Source organism: Pseudomonas sp. MPFS, from assembly GCF_022537035.1.
GTDB lineage: Bacteria > Pseudomonadota > Gammaproteobacteria > Pseudomonadales > Pseudomonadaceae > Aquipseudomonas > Aquipseudomonas sessilinigenes.
Genome location: NZ_CP066123.1, coordinates 3,043,982 through 3,066,399, shown reverse-complemented (window position 1 = coordinate 3,066,399; position 22,418 = coordinate 3,043,982). Strand labels below are relative to the sequence as shown.

Below are 22,418 nucleotides of genomic sequence, written 5' to 3'. Positions count from 1 at the left end.
TCCTCAATCCAGGATGTAGACCAGTGGGAACAGCACCACCCACACCAGGTCCACCATGTGCCAATACAGCACCCCGGATTCGAAGCCGCTGCCGGCTAGCGGGGCCCGGGTCCAGGCGCGGTACGCCAGCCAGGCGAGGATCGCCATGCCCGGCAGCACATGCAGGAAGTGAAAGCTGGTGAGCAGCCAGTACAGGGTGAAGAAGGTGTCGTGCTCCAACCCCAGGCCCAGGCCCAGGCCCGCCAAGTGCCGGTACTCGCCGAGCTTGAGCCAAAGGTAGACGCCAGCCACGCAGCAGGCCAGGCCCAGCAGGCAGGCCGCCCGCCGAGGCCGCAGCTCGCGCAGTTGCTCCAGGGCCAGCGCCGCCAGCAGCCCGGCCCCCAGCAGGCTCAGGGTCATGGCCAGGCCGGTGGAGGTATCGAGCAAGGCGCGGCCGCTGGCGAACAGTGGCGGCTTGAGTTGCGCAGTCACGGCGAACGCCAGGATCAGCAAGGCGAACACCGACAGCTCGACCAGGATGAACAGCCACATCGCCAGGTCCCCCGGCAAGCGGCGTGCCCTCGGTTCAGGGGAAGTGCACATCGACCACGTCCATCAGCGCCGCCACGGTCACCGGGTCGTCGCTCAGTGGCTCGGCCAGGCAGGCCAGGCACGCCTGGCGCGGGTCCATGCCGGCGCCGATCAGGCGCGCGGTGAAGATCAGCAAGCGGGTCGAGGCCACCTCCTCCAGGTCGTGCTGGTCGAGCCGGCGCAGGGCCTGGCCGAGCTTGACCACCTGGCTGGCCAGGGCCGCATCGATCCCGGCCTCGCGGCGGACGATGCGCTCCTCCTGCGCGGCGTCCGGGTAACCCAGGCGCATGGCCACGAAGCGCTGGCGGGTGCTGGGCTTCATGCCCTTGAGCAGGTTCTGGTAGCCGGGGTTATAGGACACCACCAGCATGAACGACGGCGGCGCCTTGAGCACTTCGCCGGTGCGTTCCAAAAACAGCTCGCGGCGGTCGTCGGCCAAAGGGTGCAGCACCACCACGGTGTCCTGGCGCGCCTCCACCACTTCGTCGAGGTAGCAGATGCCGCCCTCGCGCACCGCCCGGGTCAGCGGGCCGTCCTGCCACCAGGTGCCCTGGGCACCGATCAGGTGCCGACCCACCAGGTCGGCGGCGCTCAGGTCGTCGTGGCAGGCCACGGTGTGCAGCGGCAGTTGCAGGCGCTGGGCCATGTGCTGGACGAAGCGGGTCTTGCCGCAGCCGGTGGGGCCCTTGATCAGCACCGGCAGGCCGTGGCGCCAGGCTTGCTCGAACAGGGCCGGCTCGTTGCCCTGAGCCTGGTAGAAGGGTTCGCAGCGGGGTTCAGTGAGGTCCATGGGATACCTGGATGACGACGGGTTCGCGATCACGCTAAGAGTCCCTGCGACAACCTGGCAAGCAGCGCGAAAGGCAAACTTGATCGCGATCAAGTGAGCAATGCCCTGCTGCGCAATAGCCTTCTTGTGCACCAAGAACCTGCGCTCTGTCCTGGCCCTCCCAGCACATCGCAAAGGTCATGCCTGAGGAGAGAAGGATGCTGATCAGTAATCGAAAAACCCTTGCCCTGTCCGTCGCCAGCCTGTGTTCGGCACTGGCGCTGGCCCTTCCCACTGCCGCCGCCGAGTCCAAGGCATCGGGTGCGGCACCGCCGGCCATGGTCACCAGCGCCGGGGCGCCGGACATGAGCCAGGCCGACTTCGACGCCGCCAAGGAGATCTACTTCCAGCGCTGCGCCGGTTGCCATGGCGTACTGCGCAAGGGCGCCACCGGCAAGCCCCTGACTCCGGACATCACCCAGGCCCGTGGCCAGGCCTACCTCGAAGCGCTGATCACCTACGGCTCGCCGGCGGGCATGCCCAACTGGGGTACCTCCAACGCCCTGACCAAGGCGCAGATCACCACCATGGCCAACTTCATCCAGCACACCCCGCCCACCCCGCCGGAATGGGGCATGGCCGAGACCCGCAACACCTGGAAGCTGCTGGTCAAGCCCGAGGACCGCCCGACCCGGCAAATGAACACCCTCAACCTGCAGAACCTGTTCTCGGTGACCCTGCGCGACGACGGCAAGATCGCCCTGGTGGACGGCGACAGCAAGCAGATCGTCAAGCTCATCGAAACCGGCTATGCCGTGCACATTTCGCGGATCTCCGCGTCCGGACGCTACTTGCTGGTGATCGGCCGCGATGCGCGCATCGACATGATCGACCTGTGGCCCAAGGAGCCGACCAAGGTTGCGCAGATCAAGGTGGGCATCGAGGCACGCTCGGTGGAGACCTCCAAGTTCAAGGGCTACGAGGACAAGTACGCCATCGCCGGCTCCTACTGGCCGCCGCAGTTCACCATCATGGATGGCCAGACCCTGGAGCCCAGGCAGATCGTCTCGACCCGGGGCATGACCGTCGACAAGCAGGAGTACCACCCCGAGCCACGGGTGGCGGCGATCATCGCCTCCCACGAATGGCCGGAGTTCATCGTCAACGTCAAGGAAACCGGCAAGGTCATGCTGGTCAACTACGAGGACATCAAGAACCTGACCATCACCAGCATCGATGCCGCGCCGTTCCTGCATGACGGCGGCTGGGACAGCAGCCACCGCTACTTCATGACGGCGGCCAACAACTCCAACAAGGTGGCGGTGATCGACTCCAAGGAGCGTCGCCTGACCGCCCTGGTGGACGTGGGCAAGACCCCGCACCCGGGCCGTGGCGCCAACTTCGACCATCCGCAGTTCGGCCCGGTGTGGGCCACCAGCCACCTGGGCGACGCCGGCATCTCGATGATCGGCACCGACCCGGCCAAGCATCCGCAATACGCCTGGAAACAAGTGGGCTCGCTCAAGGGCCAGGGCGGCGGCTCGCTGTTCATCAAGACCCACCCCGCATCCCGCCACCTGTACGTGGACACCACCCTCAACCCCGACGCCAAGCTCAGCCAGTCGGTGGCGGTGTTCGACATCGACAAGCTCGACGCCGGCTACAAGGTGCTGCCGATCGCCGAATACTCCGGCATCAAGCAAGGCGCCCTGCGGGTGGTGCAGCCCGAGTACAACAAGGCCGGTGACGAGGTCTGGTTCTCGGTGTGGAACGGCCAGACCGAGGAGTCGGCGCTGGTGGTGATCGACGACAAGACCCTGGCCGTCAAGCAGGTGATCAAGGACCAGCGGCTGATCACCCCCACCGGCAAGTTCAATGTCTACAACACCCAGAACGACATTTATTGAGTTTTATCAACGCAAGGAATCGCCATGAAAAATACCCTGCTTTCACTCTTCGTCCTGAGCGCTGCGTTGAACCTGCAAACCGCCTTGGCCGACGACGGCCTGGCCCTGTTCCAGAGCAAGTCCTGCGTGGCCTGCCATAGCGTGGACAGCAAGCTGGTGGGGCCTGCCCTCAAGGAGGTGGCGGCCAAGAATGCCGGGGTCGCCGGAGCGGCCCAGACCCTGGCCGGGCATATCAAGAACGGCACCCAGGGCAACTGGGGGCCGATCCCGATGCCGGCCAACGCGGTCAGCGAAGAAGAAGCGGCGCAGCTGGCCAAGTGGGTCCTGAGCCTGAAATGAAACCGACCAGGAGGGCGTCATGAACAGCTACCCCCGCGCAGTGATCCTGGCGACCCTCCTGCTTTGCCCCCCTCTTCATGCCGCGCCTGACGCCCAGCGCCAGGCGCAGCTGCAACACCTGCTGGAACAGGACTGCGGCGCCTGCCATGGCCTGCACCTGACCGGCGGCCTGGGCCCGGAACTGACCCCTGCCGCCCTGGCCGGCAAACCCCGCGACGGCCTGGTCGCCACCGTGCGCCTGGGTCGCCCCGGCACCGCCATGCCGCCCTGGGAGCCGTTACTGAGCGCCGAGGACATCGGCTGGCTGGTCGATCATCTCTTGCAAGGAACCTCTGAACCATGATCCGTCCCCTGATGCTCGGCGCGGCGTGCGCCCTGCTGTTGTCCGCCTGTGCCCAGGCCCCGCTGCGTGGCAGTGGCGACCTGGGCCTGGTGGTGGAGCGTGCCACCGGCAGCGTGCAGATCGTCGAGAGCAGCCAGGGCCGGGCCCTGGCCCGTATCGAAGGGCTGGGCGACCTGTCCCACGCCTCGGCGGTGTTCTCCCGCGACCAGCGCTACGCCTATGTGTTCGGCCGCGACGGCGGCCTGACCCAGGTCGACCTGCTCGAACAGCGCATCGCCCGGCGGGTGATCCAGGGCGGCAACAGCATCGGCGGCGCCATCAGCCAGGACGGGCGCTTGATCGCGGTATCCAACTATGTGCCGGGCGGGGTCAAGGTGTTCGACGCCGCCACCCTGGAGCTTGTGGCCGATATCCCCGCCACCCTGCTGGCCGACGGCAAGAAGCGCTCGCGGGTGGTGGGCCTGGTAGATGCCCCGGGCCAGCGTTTCGTGTTCAGCCTGTTCGACACCGGCGAGATCTGGAGCGCCGACTTCAGCCAGGGCAACACGCCGCGCATCACCCGTTACACCGGCATCGGCCAGCAGCCCTACGATGCGCTGATCACCACCGACGGCCGCTATTACATGGCCGGCCTGTTCGGCGAGGACGGCATGGCCCAGCTCGACCTCTGGCACCCGGAACGCGGGGTCAAGCGAGTGCTTGGCGACTATGGCCGTGGCCAGGAAAAACTGCCGGTGTACAAGATGCCCCACCTGGAAGGCTGGGCCGTGGCCGGCGACCAGGCGTTCGTTCCCGCCGTGGGCCGCCACCAGGTACTGGTGATGGATGCGCACAGTTGGCAGCAGAGCGCCGCCATCGCCGTGGCCGGCCAGCCGGTGTTCGTCACCGCGCGCCCCGATGGCCGCCAGCTGTGGGTCAACTTCGCCTACCCGGACAACGACCGGGTGCAGGTGATCGACAGCCAGAGCCACCAGATCGTCGCCGACCTGCGGCCCGGGCCCGGGGTGCTGCATATGGAATTCACCGCCCGTGGCGACCAGTTGTGGCTGTCGGTGCGCGATGGCGACCAGTTGCAAATCTGGGATCCCTACCGCCTCCAGCTGCGGCATAGCCTGCCGGCCGCCGCGCCCAGCGGGATCTTCTTCAGCAGCCGCGCCCAGCAGATGGGGTACTGACATGCCCCTCGATACCCTGGAACAACGCCTGATCGAACGCTTCCAGCACGGCATGCCGGTGTGCGCCGAACCCTACGTGGAAATGGCCCAGGCCCTGGATTGCAGCCAGGAGCAGGTGATCGCCTGCCTGCAGCGGATGGCCGAGCACGGGCGCCTGTCGCGCATCGGCCCGGTGTTCGAGCACCGCCGCGCCGGGGCCAGCACCCTGGCGGCCCTGGCGGTGCCCCAGGAGCGCCTGCAGCAAGTGGCCGAGCGCATCAACCACTACCCCGAGGTCAATCACAACTACGCCCGCGAGCACTACTACAACCTGTGGTTCGTGCTCACCGGACCGGACCGGGCGCACCTGCAGAACGTCCTCGCCGAATTGCAGGCCGACACCGGCCTGGTCCCCCTGGACTTGCCGATGCTCACGGCCTATCGCATCGACCTGGGTTTCGCCCTGGGAGACGCCCCATGAACGCCGCCCTCGATGCCAGCCAGGCCCTGGCCCTGCGCCGCCTGCTGGAGACCGGCCTGCCGTTGGAGGCCCGCCCCTACCAAGCCCTGGCCCGGCAGATCGGCGCCGAAGAGCGCCAGGTGCTGGCCCAGGTCGAACAATGGCAGCACCAGGGGCTGTTTCGCCGCCTGGGCCTGGTGCTCAACCACCGTGCCCTGGGTTTCACCGCCAACGCCATGCTGGTACTGGACATTCCTGACGCGCTGATCGATGAAGTCGGCCAGCGCCTGGGCGGCGAGTTGGCGGTGAGCCTGTGCTACCAGCGGCCGCGGCGCCTGCCGCAATGGCGCTACAACCTGTTCTGCATGATCCACGGCCGCCAGCGCCAACGGGTCGAGGCGCAGATCCACGACCTGCTGCAGCGCCATCTGCTCAGTGACCTGCCCCACCAGGTGCTGTTCAGCACCCAGGCCTTCAAGCAGTGCGGCGGGCGCTTCGCCCCGGGGGCGGTGAGCCATGGATGAACTGGATCGGCGCCTGGTCAACCGCCTGCAACTGGGCCTGCCGCTGGTGCCCGAGCCCTGGCAGGTATTGGCCCGGGAGCTGGGCAGCGACAGCCAGGTCCTGCGCCAGCGCGTGCAGCGCCTGCTGGACGACGGCACCCTGACCCGCTTCGGCCCGATGTTCGATATCGAGCGCCTGGGCGGCGCCTTCACCCTGGCGGCGCTGCGCGTGCCCGAGGACCGCTTCGAGGCGGTCGCGGCGCTGCTGGAGGCCATGCCCGAGGTGGCCCACAACTACCGTCGCGAACATGCCTGGAACATGTGGTTCGTGCTCGGTTGCGCCAGCGAGCGCGAGTTGCGCCAGACCCTGCGGCGCATCGAGCAGGACAGCGGCCTTGCCGTGCTCAACCTGCCCAAGGAGGAGACCTACCATGTCGGCCTGTACTTCCCGGTCTGAACGCGCGCTGGAGCTGCGCCTGGTGGCCCTGACCCAGGCCGGCCTGCCCCTGGTGGACAACCCCTGGGGCTGGCTGGCCGAGCAGCTGCAACTGAGCCGCGACGCAACCCTGGAGCTGCTCCAGCGCCTGCAGGCCGAGGGCGCCATCCGCCGCATCGCCGCGGTGCCCAACCACTATCGCCTAGGCTATCGCTTCAATGGCATGACCGTCTGGGACGTCGAGGACGAGCACATGCCGCGCCTGGGCCAACTGATCGGCGCCCAGCCCTTCGTCAGCCATTGCTACCGGCGTCCGCGCCGTGAGCAGTGGCGCTACAACCTGTTCGCCATGGTCCACGGCCGCAGCACCATGGAGATCGACAGCTATCGCGAGCACCTGCGTTATCTGCTGGGAGAGGCCTGTCGGGCCGACGAGATGCTGGTCAGCAGCCGCATCCTGAAGAAGACCGGCCTGCGCCTGCACGCCCAGCGGCACTGAGACAAGGAGAGTTGCATGTTGAGGATCAGCCATTACCTGCGCGTCCTGGCCGGCCAGGCGCCGTCCCCCCGCACCAGCGCACCGGGCAGCAGCCGCCCGCCGGTGGTGATCTGGAACCTGCTGCGCCGGTGCAACCTGACCTGCAAGCACTGCTACGCCACCTCGGCCGACAGCGTGTTCCGCGACGAGCTCGACACCCCGGCAGCCTTGCAGGTGATCGACGATTTGGCCGACGCCGGGGTCAAGGTGCTGATTCTCTCCGGCGGCGAACCGCTGCTGCGCGACGATCTGTTCCAGCTCAGCGCCCACGCCCGGGCCCATGGCATGTTCGTCGCGCTGTCGAGCAACGGCACGCTGATCGACGAGAGCAATATCGAGCAAGTGAGCGCCGCCGATTTCGACTATGTGGGCATCAGCATCGACGGCCTGCAGGACACCCACGACAGCTTTCGCCAGCTCAAGGGCAGCTTCGCCCGCTCGCTCAAGGCCATGCGCCTGTGTCGCGAGCGAGGCATCCGCGTGGGCATGCGCACCACCCTGACCCGCGACAACCACCCGCAACTGCCCGAGCTGCTGGCCCTGATGCGCGACCTGGACGTACAGAAGTTCTACCTCTCGCACCTCAACTACAGTGGCCGGGGCAAGCGCAGCCGCGGCCTCGATGCCCACCTGCAGATGAGCCGCGAAGCCATGGCAATGCTGTTCGACCGGGCCTGGGAGGACATCGTCCAGGGCCGTGACAGCGACTTCGTCAGCGGCAACAACGACGCCGACGCCATCCTCCTGCTGCACTGGACCCGGCACCACCTTCCCGGGCAGTACCCACAGCTGGAACAGATGCTCCGGGCCTGGGGCGGCAATGCCTCGGGCAGCGGCATCGCCAACATCGACAACACCGGCGAAGTGCACCCCGACACCTACTGGTGGCAACACTCGGTGGGCAACGTACGGCGCACGCCATTTCGCACCCTGTGGCTGGAGCAACCCGACGCCCTGCTGCGCCAGTTGCGCCAGCATCCACGTGCCGTCACCGGGCGTTGCGCCAGCTGCCGCTGGCTTCAGATCTGCAACGGCAATACCCGTACCCGCGCCTGGGCCGCTGGCGACCTCTGGGGCCAGGACCCGGGCTGCCACCTGAGCGATGAAGAAATCGGCCTGCCCCCGCTCGCCCGCATTCCCTGCGTCACCTGTTGAGAACCTGGCCCGGCAAGCGTCGATACAGGCGCAGCTGGCCACCCTGATGATGGATCAAGGATCGCCCACATGCATTCAGCCCTCACTCTACCTGCCGCCCTGCACTCGCCGTTCAACCCCGGGGAAGTCGCCCTGGTCGGCGCCGGGCCGGGCGATCCACGCCTGTTGACCCTGCGTGCCTGGAGCCTGCTGATGCAGGCCGATGCCGTGGTCCATGACCGACTGATCAGCGCCGAGCTGCTGGCGCTGATTCCCAGCCGTTGCCAGCGCCACTACGTGGGCAAGAGCAGCGGCTACCACAGCCTGCCACAACCACGGATCAACCAGCTGCTGGCCGAGCTGGCCCAACAAGGGCTGAGGGTGGTGCGGCTCAAGGGCGGCGATCCGTTCATCTTCGGCCGTGGCGCCGAGGAACTGGACTACCTGCTGCAACAAGGCGTGGACTGCCAGGTGGTGCCGGGCATCACCGCCGCGGCCGGTTGCAGCGCCTATGCCGGGATTCCCCTGACCCATCGCGACCTGGTCAGCTCCTGTCGCTTCATCACGGGCCACCTGCAACGCGATGGCGCCCTCGACCTGCCCTGGCAGAGCCTGGCCGACAGCAGCCAGACCCTGGTGTTCTACATGGGGCTGGGCAACCTCGGGTTGATCACCGAGCGCCTGATGGCCGCCGGCTTGGCCGCCGATACCCCGGCGGCGTTGATCAGCCGGGGCACCTGCCGCGACCAGCAGGTCCTGCGTGGCCGCCTGGCGCAACTGCCGGCATTGGCCGGGCAATGCTCCCTGGCCACCCCGACGCTCACCGTGATCGGCAAGGTGGTCGGCTTGTTCGCCCAGCACAGCATGGAGCAACCTGCGCATTTCGCCGGCGCCGGGCTCGAACTGGAGCTGACGCCATGAGGGCCCTGTGGTTGCTGCCGCTGTTGTGGATCAGCCCGGCCCACGGCAGCCCGGCCCTCGACCAGGCCGCCCGGGATTACCAGCAGTATTGCCAGGCCTGCCACGCTGCCAACCGCTTTGGCGGCAGCGGGCCGGCGTTGCTGCCCGAGAGCCTGGGGCGGATCAAGCCGGCCGAGATCCGCCAAGTGATCAGCACCGGCCGTCCGGCCAGCCAGATGGCGGGTTTCGCCCAGGTGCTGGGCCCGGAGCGCATCGACGCCCTGGCCAGCTACCTGCAACAACCGCCGGCCACGCCGCCGACCTGGAGCGAGGAGCAGATCCGCGCCAGCCACCAGGTGCTCAACCCCATCGAGCAACTGCCCGCCACGCCCCAGCATGGCGCCGACCCGTTGAACCTGTTCGTGGTGGTGGAAGCCGGCGACCACCACATCAGCATCCTCGATGGCGACCGCTTCACCGTGCTGGCGCGTTTCGCCACCCATTTCGCCGTGCACGGCGGGCCGAAGTTCTCTCCCGACGGGCGCTTCGTCTACCTGGCCTCCCGCGATGGCTGGGTCAGCCAGTACGACCTGCACAACCTCAAGCTGGTGGCCGAGGTGCGGGCCGGGCTCAACACCCGCAACCTGGCGGTGAGCAAGGATGGGCGCTGGGTGCTGGTGGGCAATTACCTGCCGGGCAACCTGGTGCTGCTGGACGCCCGCGACCTGACCCCGGTCAAGAGCATCGCCGCCGTCGGCCAGGACGGCACGCCGTCGCGGGTCAGCGCGGTGTACACCGCCCCGCCCCGGGACAGCTTCATCGTCGCGCTCAAGGACGTGAAGGAAGTCTGGGAGCTGTCCAGCGCCGGCAGCAGCCCGGACTTCAGCCCACGGCGGATCCAGGCCCAGGACATGCTCGACGACTTTTCCTTTTCACCCGACTACCACCAGTTGCTGGCCACTTCACGCCAGGCCCAGGGCGGCCAGGTGCTGGACCTGGACAGCGGCCGGGTGGTGGCCAACATCGCCCTGCCCGGCATGCCGCACCTGGGCTCGGGGACCTACTGGCAGCGCAACGGCGACTGGGTGTTCGCCACGCCGAACATCAGCAAGGGCCTGGTCTCGGTGATCGACCTCAAGACCTGGAAGCTGATCAAGGAGATTCCGACCCTGGGCCCGGGCTTCTTCATGCGCAGCCATGCCAACTCGGCCTACGCCTGGACCGATGTGTTCTTCGGCCCGGACAACGACGCCATCCACCTGATCGACAAACAGACCCTGGAAATCGCCCACACCCTGCGCCCCGTGCCGGGCAAGACCGCCGCCCATGTAGAGTTCAGCCATGACGGCCGCTACCTGTTGCTGAGCATCTGGGCCAACGACGGCGCACTGATCGTCTACGACAGCCAGACCCTGAAGGAGATCAAGCGCATTCCCATGAACAAGCCTTCGGGCAAGTACAACGTGGGCAACAAGATCGAGTTCGCCGAGGGCACCTCGCACTAGGTCCGCCGGGACGGGCCACGGTCTTCAGGAATGGGCGTCGTGGTCCTGCCATTGTTGATAGAGATCCACGGTAGGCCGCTCCAGTTGCTCGAACAGTTGGCAGATGTGGTCTACCTCCAGGCGTCCGGCGGGCAGGATGCTGATGAAATCCTCACTCAACTCCACCAGCCCGGCACGGGCCATGGTCTCCAGCTGGCGCCAGGCCTGGGCAAAGAACTGGCGGAAGATCAGGCCGTAGCGCTGCTCGATGGCCCGCACATCCAGCTCCAGGTCACAGGCGAGCCGTTCCGTTACCCATTGGCGGATCTGCGCTCCGGGCTCGCAGCGCCAACCGCGCCAGGTGGCCAGCTGGCCCTGTTGCAGTTGCTCCAGATAGTCTCCCAGCACCTCGGTATTCTGCGCATGCAAGCGTTCGAACTGGCTGACCGCCCCCAGGCCCAGGCCTATGTGGTCACAGTAGCCATGGCGGGTGAATCCCCGATAGTTGCGGCTCAACTGGCCTCGTTCCTGGGCCAGGGCCAGGTCGTCGTCAGGGCGTACGAACAGCCCCAGGCCGATGTGCAGGTAACCCGCTGCCGGCAGTTGTTCGAAACACAAGCGGCGCATCAGGGCCTTGTCGGCCGCGCTGCAAGCAGCCTGGTGGAGACTGCGCGGGTAGCGTGCCGGGGGTTGGGCGTAGTCGAAGACCTGCACACGATCGGGCTCCAGCTCGATCAGCGAGGTCAGCTTCAGGGCGAAGCTGGCCGGGGTCTGCCAGGCATGGCCATATCCCAGGTCGACGCTTACCGAGCGATAGCCGAAAGTGCGCGCCGCATCCAACAGCGACTGGATCGGTGCCGGGTCCTGGTAGCAGGCGGTGGAATGCTCGCAGGCGCACCCGCTATCGGGCACCCCGATGCTCACGTGATTGAAACCCTGTTCGCGCAGCAGTCCCATGCTCGCCCAGTCGGTGCCGGGTAGATCGACATCGACCCCGTAGTCGCCCCCTTCGTAGGCCAGGAAGTTGAAACGCTTGTGCAACTGGGCCAGCAGTCGCTGCACAGGCACGGGATCGGGCGTGCCACCGGCCAGGTGAAATTGCTCGACGCGCTGGAAGCCGCCCAAGTGGCAGCCCACCAGGTCGATCTCCCGCAGCAGGGCGTCCAGATAGGCCGCCATGGGCTGCCCGGCGCCGCGCAGGGTGCCGGGCAATTGCAGGTTCAGCGCCAGGGGCCGTGGCTTGCGCCGATTGCCGCGCAGGGCCCGCAGTACATCCAGGGAGCCGATACCGGCGTGAAACCTGCTGATTTCAATCGGGCCGCTGGGGGCGAGCTGGCCGTGGTCACGTCGCTCGACCCGCTCGCCACGAGGGTGAATGACATCGAACATGACAAGGGCTCCGGGACCGGCTGTGGAACTTCAGTGTCTGTCGTTAAGGAGGCTGGGGCGTTGATTTGCATCAAACGCCGGCCTTGTGGCTACCAGGCCAGGTAGAACATGGCCTTGGCCAGCACGACGATCGCGATCATGTGACTGAACACGCTGGCATGGATCAAGCGTGTCCAACCGGCAGTCATGCGCTCCTGGCGAAACAGCAGCATCGCCCAGACAAAGTGCAGCAGCACGCTGGCCGCCAGCGCGATCTTCAATGCCAACAAGGTGGCGAACGCAGAAGCCAGGGGAGCCGCCAGCAAGGGCAGGTAGCGTTGCCAGACCATACCGATACCGGCCCCGAACAACACCAGCAGCACCCAGGGCATCAGTTGTCGAGCACGTCGGCCAATGGCTTGCTCGAGCAGGAGCATGAGCCTGGCCGGCAGTTGCTTGCGGATGCTGTCCAGGAACAGGACTTCGAAAAACACCGTCCCGATGAAAATCAGCGCGGCGAACAGGTGCAGGGTCAGCAACACGGGGTAAATCATCATCCCCTCACGGATGGCTATGACAGGCTCCAGCCTAGCCCCACCCCTGCCCGTTCCCCTTGATGCCAATCAAGTAAGCATCTGCCAATGCATGCTGCCTCTGGCCTCAGGTGGCGTGGCCATCCGTACCACGGTGGGCCTGGCGCCATTGGATGGGGCTGACGTCGTACCAACGGCGAAAGGCTCGCGAGAATGCACTGATTTCCGAATAGCCCAGCGCCAGGGCCAACTCCGAAATGGGCAGGGTCGACTGTTGCAGGTAGTACAGGGCCAGCTCCTGGCGCACGGTGTCGACCAACGTCGAAAAGCTCAGGCCGCTTTCACTCAGGCGTCGCTGGATGGTCCAGGTGGGTATACGCAGGTTCTGCGCGACGTGCTCCAGGCTCGGATAACCCTCGCCCAGAAGATCCCGGACCTGGGCCCGCACTTGCGCGACGATGCCGGGCTGCGCCTGGCCCATGCCAGCATGGCAAAGCTTGCCCATGCTCTCCAGCAGGATCGCCAGGAGCTTGGGGTCGTGATCGGGCATCGGCCGTTCCAGCACACTGCGCCGAAACACCAGGGCATTGCAGGGCTGGCCGAACAGCACCGGCGCATCGAACACTTTGCAGTGCTCGTGCCAGGCCTCGGGTTGCGGATGCTCGAACAGCACCCGCTCCGGCGCCCAGTTCTGCCCCAGGGCATGGCGTATCAGGTTGCTGAACATGCCCATGGACAACTCGGCATCCTGGCGCTTGCGCAGGATCGCACCGTGCTGCACCTGGTAGTCGAACCGGCACCATTGGCCCTCCTCCACCAGCCGTAGCAAGCTGCCTTGCTGGTGTGCCGGAAACGTCCTGGCGACATTGCGCAGGCACTCGCCGAGGGTCGCCGAACACAGCCCGACATACCCCAGGAACCCCAGGGAGTCCGGGCGAAACTGTTGCCCGTAGCGCAGGCCGAAATTGTGATTGCCGGTTTGCCGGGCAGCCTCCTCGAACACCGAGCAGTACTGGTTCAGGTCCAGGCTCAGGGTCGGGTGCAGCAGTTGCTCAGGATCGATGCCCGCCATGCCGAGAATCCGCTCGGGGCTACCGCCCTGTTGCTGGATGAACTCGCTCAGGCCGCTAGCCGCCGAAGCCAGGATGCCGATCTGGCGCTCATGGGAAGCGGCCTGGCAGGCCGTGGACGTTGTGACGGCGGGCATCTGCAACCTCCTTGCACAATCACCCTGGACAGATGGCTGAAGCACGCAAGTTCCATTCCAGATCCTCAGTTTGCCCTGGCCCTGCACCAGCGGCGCCCTCAAGCCCGCCCCTATGGGCGCAACACGTGGGTGCAGGTCGCAGGCCGCTGCCCTGGGGTGGTGCGTAGCGGTTTGTAACATTCGTCTCAATGCCCACCATGGGACATGACATCCCGCAGCCCGTCATCCAGGTAGCGCCGGCACAATCCCAGGGTCTGCGCCACCCAATCGCGCCCCAGGCTCTCGACCTGCGGCGTGCCCCGGTGGGTTCCGGTCCAGGCCAGCAATTGCAGGCGCCGCTGCATGATCAATGTCGGCAGCATGGCCAGGTCCTCATCGCCAAGGCTCAGCCGGCTGCAGTAGCCCTGCAGCCAGTTGTCGATCCATTGCGGCAACTCGGCGTGATGCTCGAAGAAGCTCAGGGCAGCGGCCAGGTCGTGCAGGTACCAACCCAGCCCGCAATCATCGAAATCGATGATTCGCGTCTGTTCGCCCTGCACCAACAGGTTGGCCAGGCGCAGGTCGGCATGGATCAGGCCGAAGCGCCCGGCCCCCTGGCCATACTCGGCCAGGCGCTGGCCGAGTAGGCCGACCACCTCGCCGATCAGCGCCCGGTCCGGCTCAGCCAGGTAAGGCGCTGCCTGCCATTTACCCCAGTGCCCTTGGGCACCGAGCATGCTCGCGTGGTTCCAGGTCATGCGGGTAAAACCCTCGGGCTGGCGCCAACGTCGGGCCTGTTCGTGCAGTCGGGCATTGATCGCCCCGAGACGGCGGAACGAGGCATCCAGGCCCTGGGGCGCGGGCTCGCTGCCCTCGATCCAGTCGAACAGCACCACATAGCGGCGGCCCAGCCCCGCCCGCTCGACCTGCTGGATCAACTGGCCATCCAGGCCTGCAATGGCATTGGGCACTTGCAGCCCCTCCTCGCGCAGTGCCGCCAGCCACCACAGCTCGCTGACGATCTCCTGGTACGAGTGATAGGCCTGGCGGTGGACCCGCATCACCGAGCGGCGCCGTGCGTTGTACAGCACATAGGTGGCGTTTTCCGAGTGGCTCAGCAGCCGCAGTTGTCCCTGCAGCGCCGGGTCGTAGCGCAAGGCGGCCAGGCTGGCCAGGGGGGCGATGGCATCCAGGCCGGTGGCAAGGTTCGAGGCAGTCATCATCAGCACGCTCCAGGGTAGATAGGCCACCACAGGATGCGAGGCCGCCAGGGAACGTCGCTTGACCCGCCACGGCGAAATCTTGACTCCAGGACACAAGGCGTCCTGTGATCACCACCGATTTGATAATTCAGGGTAAAAGTTGTGCCGCACGGTCAAGTGCGACCGTGCGTTGAAGTTTCAACATCCAGACAACCTCACGAGAAAAGGACTTAACCATGCTCACTTCCCTTCAAGGCAAGAGCGTTCTGATCACCGGCGCCACCAGCGGCATCGGCCTGGGTATCGCCTACGGATTCGCTCGCCAGGGTGCACAGGTCGCCATCACCGCCCGGCACGCCGACAAGGTCGAGGCCGTGGCCAGGCGCATGCGCGATGAAGGCTTGAAGGTCCACGGCTTCGTTGCCGATGTGGCGCAAGGCGAAGCGGTGAAGCGGCTGATCAACGATGTGGTCCGGGTCCAGGGTGGCCTGGATGTACTGTGCTGCAATGCCGGGGTGTTCCCGTCGGCCAGCCTCGAGCAGATGAGCGAGGCCGACTGGGACGGGGTACTCGCCACCAATGCCAAGGGCAGTTTCCTCTGCGTCCAGGCAGCCCTGCCCCACCTGCGCCGGGCCGAGTACGGCCGGGTGATCCTCACGTCCTCGATCACAGGCCCGGTCACCGGTTTTCCCGGCTGGGCCCACTACGGCGCCAGCAAGGCCGCGCAACTGGGCTTCATGCGCACCGCAGCGATCGAACTGGCCCGTGATGGCATCACCATCAATGCCGTGCTGCCGGGCAACATCCTCACCGAAGGCCTGCAGGGCATGGGCCAGGAGTACCAGGACAGCATGGCTGCCTCGGTGCCCCTGCGGCGCCTGGGCAGTGTCGAGGACATTGCCAACGCCGCGCTGTTCTTCGCCTCCCGCGAAGCCGGCTACATCACTGGGCAGAGCCTGATCGTCGACGGCGGCCAGATCCTGCCCGAATCCCTCCAGGCCCTTGCCTGAAGCCTCACCCCTGTTGACGGAGTGCCCCCATGAGCGAGATCTACACGGACAAGCTGCCCCAGCAACTCGATGCACCGGCCAGGCCCCATGAAGTCCAGCGCTTGCGCAAGAACGCCGTGGGCCTGATGGGGGTACTCTTCATGACGGTGGCCACGGCGGCGCCGATCACCGCCATGCTCGGCAACGTGCCGATCGCCATTGGCAGCGGCAACGGCCAGTACGCGCCCGCCGGCTACCTGGTGGCGACCCTCATCCTGGCGCTGTTCGCCATCGGCTATGCGCAGATGGCCAAGTACATCACCGCCACGGGGGCGTTCTACGGCTTCATTTCCCACGGGCTGGGCCGAGTGACCGGCATGGCGGCCGGTATCGCCGTGACCTTGACCTACATCGTCTTCGAAGCGGCCCTGGTGGGCATCTTCGCCTTCTTCTGCGTCGACCTGCTGGCCAGCTTCAGCGGGGTCCAGGTGCACTGGATCGTGTTCGCCCTGGCCATGCTGGCGGCCAACGGCATCCTCAGCTACTTCGATATTTCCCTGACCGCCAGGGTCCTGGGCATCTGCCTGGTCCTGGAGATCCTGATGCTGGCGATGATGGCGTTCGCCGTGCTCTGGCACGGTGGCGGTCCCCAGGGGCTGGTGCCGGAATCGATCAACCCGCTCAAGGCCTTCACCCCGGCCCAGGGGGTGATCGGCGCCAATGCCGGTATCGGCCTGTTCTTCGCCTTCTGGTCCTGGGTCGGCTTCGAGTCCTCGGCCATGTACGGCGAGGAGTCGCGCAACCCGAAAAAGATCATTCCCCTGGCCACGCTGCTGGCGGTGATCGGTATCGGCGTGTTCTACGTATTCGTGTCCTGGATGGCCATCGCCGGCGTAGGTCCCAGCGAAGCCATCCGCCTGGCCCAGGACCCGGCCCAGGCCGCTGAGGTGTTCTACGGCCCGACGCGCCTGTACCTGGGCGAATGGGCGGTGGGCCTGTTCAAGCTGCTGGTGGTGACCGGCTCGTTCGCCTGCGGCATGGCCTTTCACAACTGTGCCTCGCGCTACCTCTATGCCCTGGGCCGGGAGAACCTGTTCGACTGCCTCGGTCGCAGCGTGGGGCGTACCCATCCACGCCACGGCTCGCCCCATGTGGCCTCTACCGTGCAGAGCCTGATCGCCACGGCCATCGTCCTGGCCTTCCTGGCCGCAGGCAAGGACCCCTATGCCGACCTCTACGCCCTGCTGGCGATCCTCGGCACCATGGGCATCCTGATCGTCCAGGCTCTGTGCGCCTTCGCGGTGATCTGCTACTTCCACCTGGGAACCCGCCATGTGGCCCAGCGCCACTGGTTCAAGACCTTTCTCGCGCCACTGCTGGGCGGGCTGGGCATGCTCTACGTGGTCTACCTGCTGTTTGCCAACCTCAGTTTCGCCGCCGGCAGCGCGGCACAATCGCTGCTGTTCAAGCTGATTCCCTGGATAGTCGCCGCCAGCTTTGCCCTGGGTGCGGCCATTGCCTTGTATTTCCGCCAATTCGACCGGCGCAAGTACCACATCATCGGCAGCATCGTCATGGACGATGAGCGCCAAGAGCCCTGAGGAGCCTCGCCATGTTGAAAGTCAATGCCTTCCAAGCCGAGCACGCCGAGGCCCTGGACAGCGCCCAGCGCACCATGATCGAGCGCCGGCAACGCTTGCTGGGACCGGCCTACCAACTGTTCTACGAGCAACCCCTGCACCTGGTGAGCGGCAGCGGCGCCTGGCTGCAGGACCACGCCGGGCGCCGCTACCTGGACCTGTACAACAATGTCGCCTCGGTCGGCCATTGCCATCCGCGAGTGGTCCAGGCCCTGGCCGAGCAGGCGGCGCAACTCAATACCCATACCCGCTACCTGCACGAGGGCGTGCTGGACTACGCCGAAAAACTCCTGGCCACCCTGCCCACAGAGCTGGGCCAGGCGATGTTCACCTGCACCGGCAGCGAGGCCAACGACCTGGCCTTGCGCATTGCCCGGGACTACAGCGGCGGCACCGGGGTGATCGTCACCCGCTACGCCTACCACGGCATGACCCTGGCGATTGCCGAGCTGTCGCCCTCGGTGGGTGACTACGTGCCGCTGTCCCGGGACTGCCGGGTGATCGATGCGCCCCTGCATGACCCTCTGCACCCGGAACGGGTGGGCCAGGTGTTCAGCGCCCAGGTGCGCGCGGCCATCGCCGATATGCAGCGCCATGGCATCCGTCCGGCAGCGTTGCTGGTGGACACCCTGTTCACCAGCGACGGGGTGTTCGCCGATCCGCCGGGCTTCCTCGCACCGGCAGTCGAGGCCATCCGCCAGGCCGGCGGCCTGTTCATCGCCGACGAAGTACAACCCGGGTTCGCCCGTACCGGCAGCCATATGTGGGGCTTCGAGCGCCATGGCCTGGTGCCGGACCTGGTGACCATGGGCAAGCCGATGGGCAACGGCCATCCATTGGCGGGCCTGGCGGTGCGCCCGCATATCCTGCAGCGTTTTGGCCAGCACGCCAGCTACTTCAATACCTTTGGCGGCAACCCGGTGTCCGCCGCCGTGGGCCTGGCAGTGCTGCAAGTGATCGAGGACGAAGGCCTGCAGGCCAACGCCCTCGTGGTGGGGCGCAGGCTCAAGCAAGGCTTGCAAGGCCTGGCCGCCAGTCACCCATGCCTTGGGGAAGTACGCGGTGCCGGGCTGTTCCTGGGGGTCGATATCCTGGAGCGCGGTACCGGCGAAATGGACCCGCGGATGGCTCGGCGCCTGGTCAACCTGCTGCGCGACGAAGGCATGCTGATCGGGGTTGCCGGGGCGGCCAACAGCACCCTGAAGATCCGCCCGCCACTGTGCTTCAGCCAGGACCAGGCCGAGCAGTTCCTCCACGCGCTGGAACACGTCCTGCGGCGCCTGTAAGGGCCGCGCCAGCGTTGAAAACCCCGCCAGTCAGTCAACCTGTAGGAGCGAAGCCTGCTCGCGATGGTCGTTAACGCTAGCGCGTATTGACTGGCTCAACGCAGCGTTCTTAAGTCCATCGCGGGCAAGCCGGATCGCTGCCCGCTCCTTCAATCTCCTTGAACACCCTAGCCCGGCCCTGCTCCATAAAAACCCTGCTCGGCGAACAGCTGGCGCAGCTCATCGAGCACCTGGACATCCTCGATGGTCGCCGGCACCGCCACTTCCGGGCCCCGGGCCAGGCTGCGGATAGTCTTGCGCAGGATCTTCCCCGAGCGGGTCTTGGGCAGGCGCTTGAGCACCAGTACCCGACGCAGCGAAGCCAGGGCCCCGACCTGCTCGCGTACCCGCTGCACCAGCTCCTGCTCCAGTTGCCCGGGGTCCACCCGGGCGTCCTGCTTGAGCACCACGAAACCCACCGGCACCTCGCCCTTGAGGGCATCGTCCAGGGCCACCACGGCGCATTCGGCCACCGCCGGGTGCTCGCCCAAGGCTTGTTCCAGGCTGCCGCTGGACAGGCGATGGCCGGCTACGTTGATCACATCGTCGATGCGCCCCATGACGAACACGTAACCCTGGGCATCCACATAGCCGCCGTCGCCGCTCAGGTAGTAGCCGGGAAAGGTCCCCAGGTAGCTGTCGAGAAACCGCTGGCGGTCCTGCCACAAGGTATTGAGCACCCCGGGCGGCAAAGGCAGGCGCAAGACGATGTTGCCCGGCTCGCCAGGGGGCACCGGATCGCCCTGGTCATCGAGCACCGCCAGCTGGTATCCGGGTACCGGCAGCCCGGCCGAACCGGACCTGACCGGGTAGCCGGCGTCGATCCGCGGCGTGCTGACCACCGGCCAGCCGGTCTCGGTCTGCCACCAGTGATCGATCACCGGGCATGGCAACGACGCACGCAGCCAATCGTAGGTGGCCGGGTCCAGGCGCTCGCCGGCCACGTACACCGCCTTCAGGCAGGACAGATCGTGTTCCTGGCGCAGCCGGCCATGGGGGTCCTCGCGCTTGATGGCGCGAAAAGCGGTGGGTGCGGTGAAGAATACATTGACCCGGTGTTCGGCGATCACTCGCCAGAATGCCCCGGCATCGGGGGTGCGCACCGGCTTGCCCTCGTAGAGCAAGGTGGTGCAACCACGGATCAAGGGCCCGTAGACGATGTAGGAATGCCCCACCACCCAGCCGATGTCCGAGGCGGCCCAGAACACCTCGCCAGGCTGCGCATCGTAGACCGCCTGCATGCTGTAGTTCAGGGCCACCGCGTGGCCGCCGTTGTCGCGTACCACGCCCTTGGGCTTGCCCGTGGTGCCCGAGGTATGCAGCACGTACAACGGATCGCCAGACATCACAGGCACGGGCGGTACCGCATCGGCACTGGCCATCAGCGCGTCCCAGTCGACATCGCGACCAGCCTGCAATTGGGCATGGGCCTGGGGCCGGGCCAGCACCACTACCCGGGCCGGCGCCTGGGCCACCCGCTCCAGTGCCTGGTCCACCAGTGGCTTGTAGGGCACCACGCGCTCGTACTCGAGGCCGCAGCTGGCGGTCAGCAGCACCTTGGGCCGGGCATCGTCGATGCGCACCGCCAGCTCCATCGCGGAGAAACCGCCGAACACCACCGAATGCACGGCCCCAAGGCGGGCACAGGCCAGCATGGCGATCACCGCTTCCGGGATCATCGGCATGTACAGCACCACCCGGTCGCCCTGCTCCACCCCCAGCGCCCGCAACATGCCGGCACAGCGAGCCACCTGCTCGAGCAGTTGCCCATAGCTCAGGCGTCGCTGCTGGCCGCTGACCGGGGAGTCGTAGATCAGCGCCAGCCGCTCGCCATGCCCGGCCAGGACATGGCGATCCAGCGCCAGGTGGCAGGTATTGAGTTGCCCGTCGGCAAACCATTGATAGTGCTCGGGACTCTGCTGCTCGAAGATGCGTTGGGGAAAACGCATCCAGTCCAGCTGCCGGGCCTGTTGGCGCCAGAAATCGCTGGGATCGTCCTGGGCATGGGCCGTGGCGGTCAGGTAGGCATTCATTGGGCGATGTCCTGTTCTTGTTGGAAGTCGAAGGACCCGCGCCGTACCAGGCCGGCACAGGCCCAGGTTCCATCCTGGAGAGATCGCGGCCTGCGTGCTTGACCTTGCACCACAGTTTTTTGACCCTGGCCTGCATGAGGTCCGGGGCCCTCTCGGCCCGATCAATATTGCGTCTGGCGAAAGAATTAATTGCGCGTGAGGGAATTGATAGCCACCTAACGAAAGGTGCATGCTAGAGGGCTTTCCTGCGGCTTATATCATTCCGAATGATAGTTACCTTTGCTTCATTCGATTCGTGAGATACAAACCCGCCGAGCATCATCCGCCCATCTCAAATTACCTTGGCGGATGTATCCATGGACCAGTCAGTCAAACTCTTAAGTTTTCCACTAGCCGCGCTCGCCGTGGTGGTGTTGAGCGCCTGCGGCAAGGCTCCACAGACCGCCTCTGCCCCACCGGCAGCCAAGGTCAGCGTGGCCAAGGTGCTGGAGCAGCCTGTCAACGAGTGGGATGAGTTCACCGGGCGCCTGGAGGCGCCGGAAACCGTCGAGATCCGCCCACGGGTCTCGGGCCAGATCGACCAGGTAGCCTTCACCGAAGGCGCCCTGGTGAAAAAAGGCGACCTGCTGTTCCAGATCGACCCACGGCCGTTCCAGGCCGAAGTGCGCCGCCTGGAAGCCCAGCTGCAACAGGCCCGGGCCACCGCGACCCGCAGCGCCAACGAAGCCCAGCGTGGCCAGCGCCTGTTGACCAGCAACGCGATTTCCGCCGAGCTGGCCGACACCCGCACCAGCGCCGCCCAGGAAGCCCGGGCCGGGGTCGATGCGATCCAGGCGCAACTGGACCTGGCCAAGCTCAACCTCAGCTTCACCCGCGTCCTCGCGCCCATCAGCGGTCGGGTCAGCCGGGCGCAGATCACCGCCGGCAACCTGGTGACCGCCGATGTCACCGCGCTGACCAGCGTGGTCTCCACCGACAAGGTCTACGCCTACTTCGACGCCGACGAACGCGTGTACCTCAAGTACACCCAGCTCGCCCGCCAGGGCCAGCGCGGCCAGAGCACCCCGGTGTACCTGGGCCTGTCCAACGAGGACGGCCACCCGCACCTGGGCCAGATGAACTTCGTCGACAACCAGGTCAACCCCAAGACCGGCACCATCCGTGGCCGCGCAGTGTTCGACAACAGCGACGGCAGCTACACCCCGGGCCTCTACGCCCGGCTGAAGCTGGTGGGCAGCGGTACTTACTCGGCGATGCTGATCAACGACGAAGCCGTGGGCACCGACCTGGGCAAGAAGTTCGTGCTGGTGATGGACGCCGATAACAAACCAGCCTATCGCGCCGTGGAACTGGGGCCGAAGATCGAAGGCCTGCGCATCGTGCGCAACGGCCTGAGCAAGGACGACACCATCATCGTCAAGGGCCTGCAACGGGCACGCCCGGGGGCACCGGTCACGCCTGAAGTGATCCCCATGGCCAGCAAGGAAACCCTCGCTGCCCTGGCCCAACAACGCCAAGCACTGGAAGCCAGCAACCTGCCGCAGGTCACCCCTGCCAAGCCGGCTGTGGCCGTGAAACTCGCCGCCGCGAATCCGCGCGGTTAAG

Annotated in this window: 22 protein-coding genes; 15 read left to right on the top strand and 7 right to left on the bottom strand. The window is 66.4% G+C overall.

Features of this window, described 5'->3' with window-relative positions; all coding sequences use genetic code 11:
- Positions 1-3: 3 nt before the first annotated feature.
- Complete coding sequence (locus I9018_RS14325) at positions 4-582, bottom strand: cytochrome c oxidase subunit 3 (RefSeq protein WP_241109865.1); 579 nt, start codon at positions 580-582, stop codon at positions 4-6.
- Positions 566-1,360 (bottom strand): CbbQ/NirQ/NorQ/GpvN family protein, encoded by a 795-nt coding sequence (locus I9018_RS14320; RefSeq protein ID WP_241109864.1) that lies wholly within the window; start codon positions 1,358-1,360, stop codon positions 566-568. The genes I9018_RS14325 and I9018_RS14320 overlap by 17 nt, the downstream gene beginning before the upstream one ends.
- Before the next feature lie 317 nt (positions 1,361-1,677).
- On the opposite strand from I9018_RS14320, the gene nirS reads away from it, so the two are divergent.
- From nirS to I9018_RS14265, 11 genes are all read left to right on the top strand, one after another.
- Positions 1,678-3,246, top strand: a complete 1,569-nt coding sequence (gene nirS, locus I9018_RS14315) for a nitrite reductase (RefSeq protein WP_241110144.1) — start codon at positions 1,678-1,680, stop codon at positions 3,244-3,246.
- A 24-nt stretch (positions 3,247-3,270) separates the two neighbouring features.
- A complete protein-coding gene (locus tag I9018_RS14310) occupies positions 3,271-3,585 on the top strand; it encodes a c-type cytochrome (RefSeq protein ID WP_068588466.1) in 315 nt (104 codons plus the stop codon).
- A gap of 19 nt (positions 3,586-3,604) precedes the next feature.
- Entirely contained in the window at positions 3,605-3,928 is a 324-nt protein-coding gene (locus tag I9018_RS14305; protein WP_053129239.1) for a cytochrome c, read from the top strand.
- The gene (locus tag I9018_RS14300) at positions 3,925-5,103 is read left to right on the top strand and encodes a cytochrome D1 domain-containing protein (RefSeq protein WP_241109863.1); all 1,179 of its coding nucleotides are present in this window, start codon (positions 3,925-3,927) and stop codon (positions 5,101-5,103) included. Before I9018_RS14305 ends, I9018_RS14300 begins: the two co-directional genes overlap by 4 nt.
- Before the next feature lies 1 nt (position 5,104).
- The gene (locus I9018_RS14295) at positions 5,105-5,563 is read left to right on the top strand and encodes an Lrp/AsnC family transcriptional regulator (protein WP_241109862.1); all 459 of its coding nucleotides are present in this window, start codon (positions 5,105-5,107) and stop codon (positions 5,561-5,563) included.
- Positions 5,560-6,066, top strand: a complete 507-nt coding sequence (locus I9018_RS14290; RefSeq protein ID WP_241109861.1) for an AsnC family protein — start codon at positions 5,560-5,562, stop codon at positions 6,064-6,066. The genes I9018_RS14295 and I9018_RS14290 overlap by 4 nt, the downstream gene beginning before the upstream one ends.
- On the top strand, positions 6,059-6,502 hold the full coding sequence (locus I9018_RS14285) for an AsnC family transcriptional regulator (RefSeq protein WP_241109860.1): 444 nt from the start codon (positions 6,059-6,061) through the stop codon (positions 6,500-6,502). Before I9018_RS14290 ends, I9018_RS14285 begins: the two co-directional genes overlap by 8 nt.
- The gene (locus I9018_RS14280) at positions 6,477-6,980 is read left to right on the top strand and encodes a nitrite reductase (protein ID WP_241109859.1); all 504 of its coding nucleotides are present in this window, start codon (positions 6,477-6,479) and stop codon (positions 6,978-6,980) included. The genes I9018_RS14285 and I9018_RS14280 overlap by 26 nt, the downstream gene beginning before the upstream one ends.
- A gap of 15 nt (positions 6,981-6,995) precedes the next feature.
- Positions 6,996-8,174, top strand: a complete 1,179-nt coding sequence (nirJ, locus tag I9018_RS14275) for a heme d1 biosynthesis radical SAM protein NirJ (RefSeq protein ID WP_241109858.1) — start codon at positions 6,996-6,998, stop codon at positions 8,172-8,174.
- 69 nt (positions 8,175-8,243) lie between these two features.
- Complete coding sequence (gene cobA / locus I9018_RS14270) at positions 8,244-9,074, top strand: uroporphyrinogen-III C-methyltransferase (protein WP_068588443.1); 831 nt, start codon at positions 8,244-8,246, stop codon at positions 9,072-9,074.
- Positions 9,071-10,558 (top strand): nitrite reductase, encoded by a 1,488-nt coding sequence (locus I9018_RS14265; protein WP_241109857.1) that lies wholly within the window; start codon positions 9,071-9,073, stop codon positions 10,556-10,558. Before cobA ends, I9018_RS14265 begins: the two co-directional genes overlap by 4 nt.
- Before the next feature lie 24 nt (positions 10,559-10,582).
- Here I9018_RS14265 and I9018_RS14260 read toward each other — a convergent pair whose 3' ends face one another.
- From I9018_RS14260 to I9018_RS14245, 4 genes are all read right to left on the bottom strand, one after another.
- On the bottom strand, positions 10,583-11,926 hold the full coding sequence (locus tag I9018_RS14260; RefSeq protein WP_124346722.1) for a coproporphyrinogen III oxidase: 1,344 nt from the start codon (positions 11,924-11,926) through the stop codon (positions 10,583-10,585).
- Positions 11,927-12,015: 89 nt separating this feature from the next.
- Entirely contained in the window at positions 12,016-12,459 is a 444-nt protein-coding gene (locus I9018_RS14255; RefSeq protein WP_124346721.1) for a hypothetical protein, read from the bottom strand.
- 106 nt (positions 12,460-12,565) lie between these two features.
- On the bottom strand, positions 12,566-13,645 hold the full coding sequence (locus tag I9018_RS14250) for an AraC family transcriptional regulator (protein ID WP_241109856.1): 1,080 nt from the start codon (positions 13,643-13,645) through the stop codon (positions 12,566-12,568).
- A 185-nt stretch (positions 13,646-13,830) separates the two neighbouring features.
- Positions 13,831-14,847: a phosphotransferase gene (locus tag I9018_RS14245; protein ID WP_241109855.1), complete on the bottom strand. Its 1,017-nt coding sequence runs from the start codon at positions 14,845-14,847 to the stop codon at positions 13,831-13,833.
- A 215-nt stretch (positions 14,848-15,062) separates the two neighbouring features.
- Here I9018_RS14245 and fabG point away from each other — a divergent pair, with 215 nt between their 5' ends.
- The 3 genes from fabG to I9018_RS14230 are packed head-to-tail and all read left to right on the top strand — an operon-like array spanning position 15,063 to position 18,741.
- Positions 15,063-15,836, top strand: coding sequence for a 3-oxoacyl-ACP reductase FabG (gene fabG / locus I9018_RS14240; RefSeq protein WP_068588431.1), 774 nt, complete (start codon positions 15,063-15,065; stop codon positions 15,834-15,836).
- Positions 15,837-15,865: 29 nt separating this feature from the next.
- Positions 15,866-17,416 (top strand): APC family permease, encoded by a 1,551-nt coding sequence (locus I9018_RS14235; RefSeq protein WP_241109854.1) that lies wholly within the window; start codon positions 15,866-15,868, stop codon positions 17,414-17,416.
- Positions 17,417-17,427: 11 nt separating this feature from the next.
- Entirely contained in the window at positions 17,428-18,741 is a 1,314-nt protein-coding gene (locus tag I9018_RS14230; RefSeq protein ID WP_241109853.1) for an aspartate aminotransferase family protein, read from the top strand.
- 167 nt (positions 18,742-18,908) lie between these two features.
- On the opposite strand, the gene I9018_RS14225 is transcribed toward I9018_RS14230, so the two are convergent.
- The gene (locus I9018_RS14225) at positions 18,909-20,813 is read right to left on the bottom strand and encodes an acetate--CoA ligase (protein ID WP_241109852.1); all 1,905 of its coding nucleotides are present in this window, start codon (positions 20,811-20,813) and stop codon (positions 18,909-18,911) included.
- A 356-nt stretch (positions 20,814-21,169) separates the two neighbouring features.
- On the opposite strand from I9018_RS14225, the gene mexE reads away from it, so the two are divergent.
- Positions 21,170-22,417 (top strand): multidrug efflux RND transporter periplasmic adaptor subunit MexE, encoded by a 1,248-nt coding sequence (gene mexE, locus I9018_RS14220; RefSeq protein WP_241109851.1) that lies wholly within the window; start codon positions 21,170-21,172, stop codon positions 22,415-22,417.
- Position 22,418 lies beyond the last annotated feature (1 nt).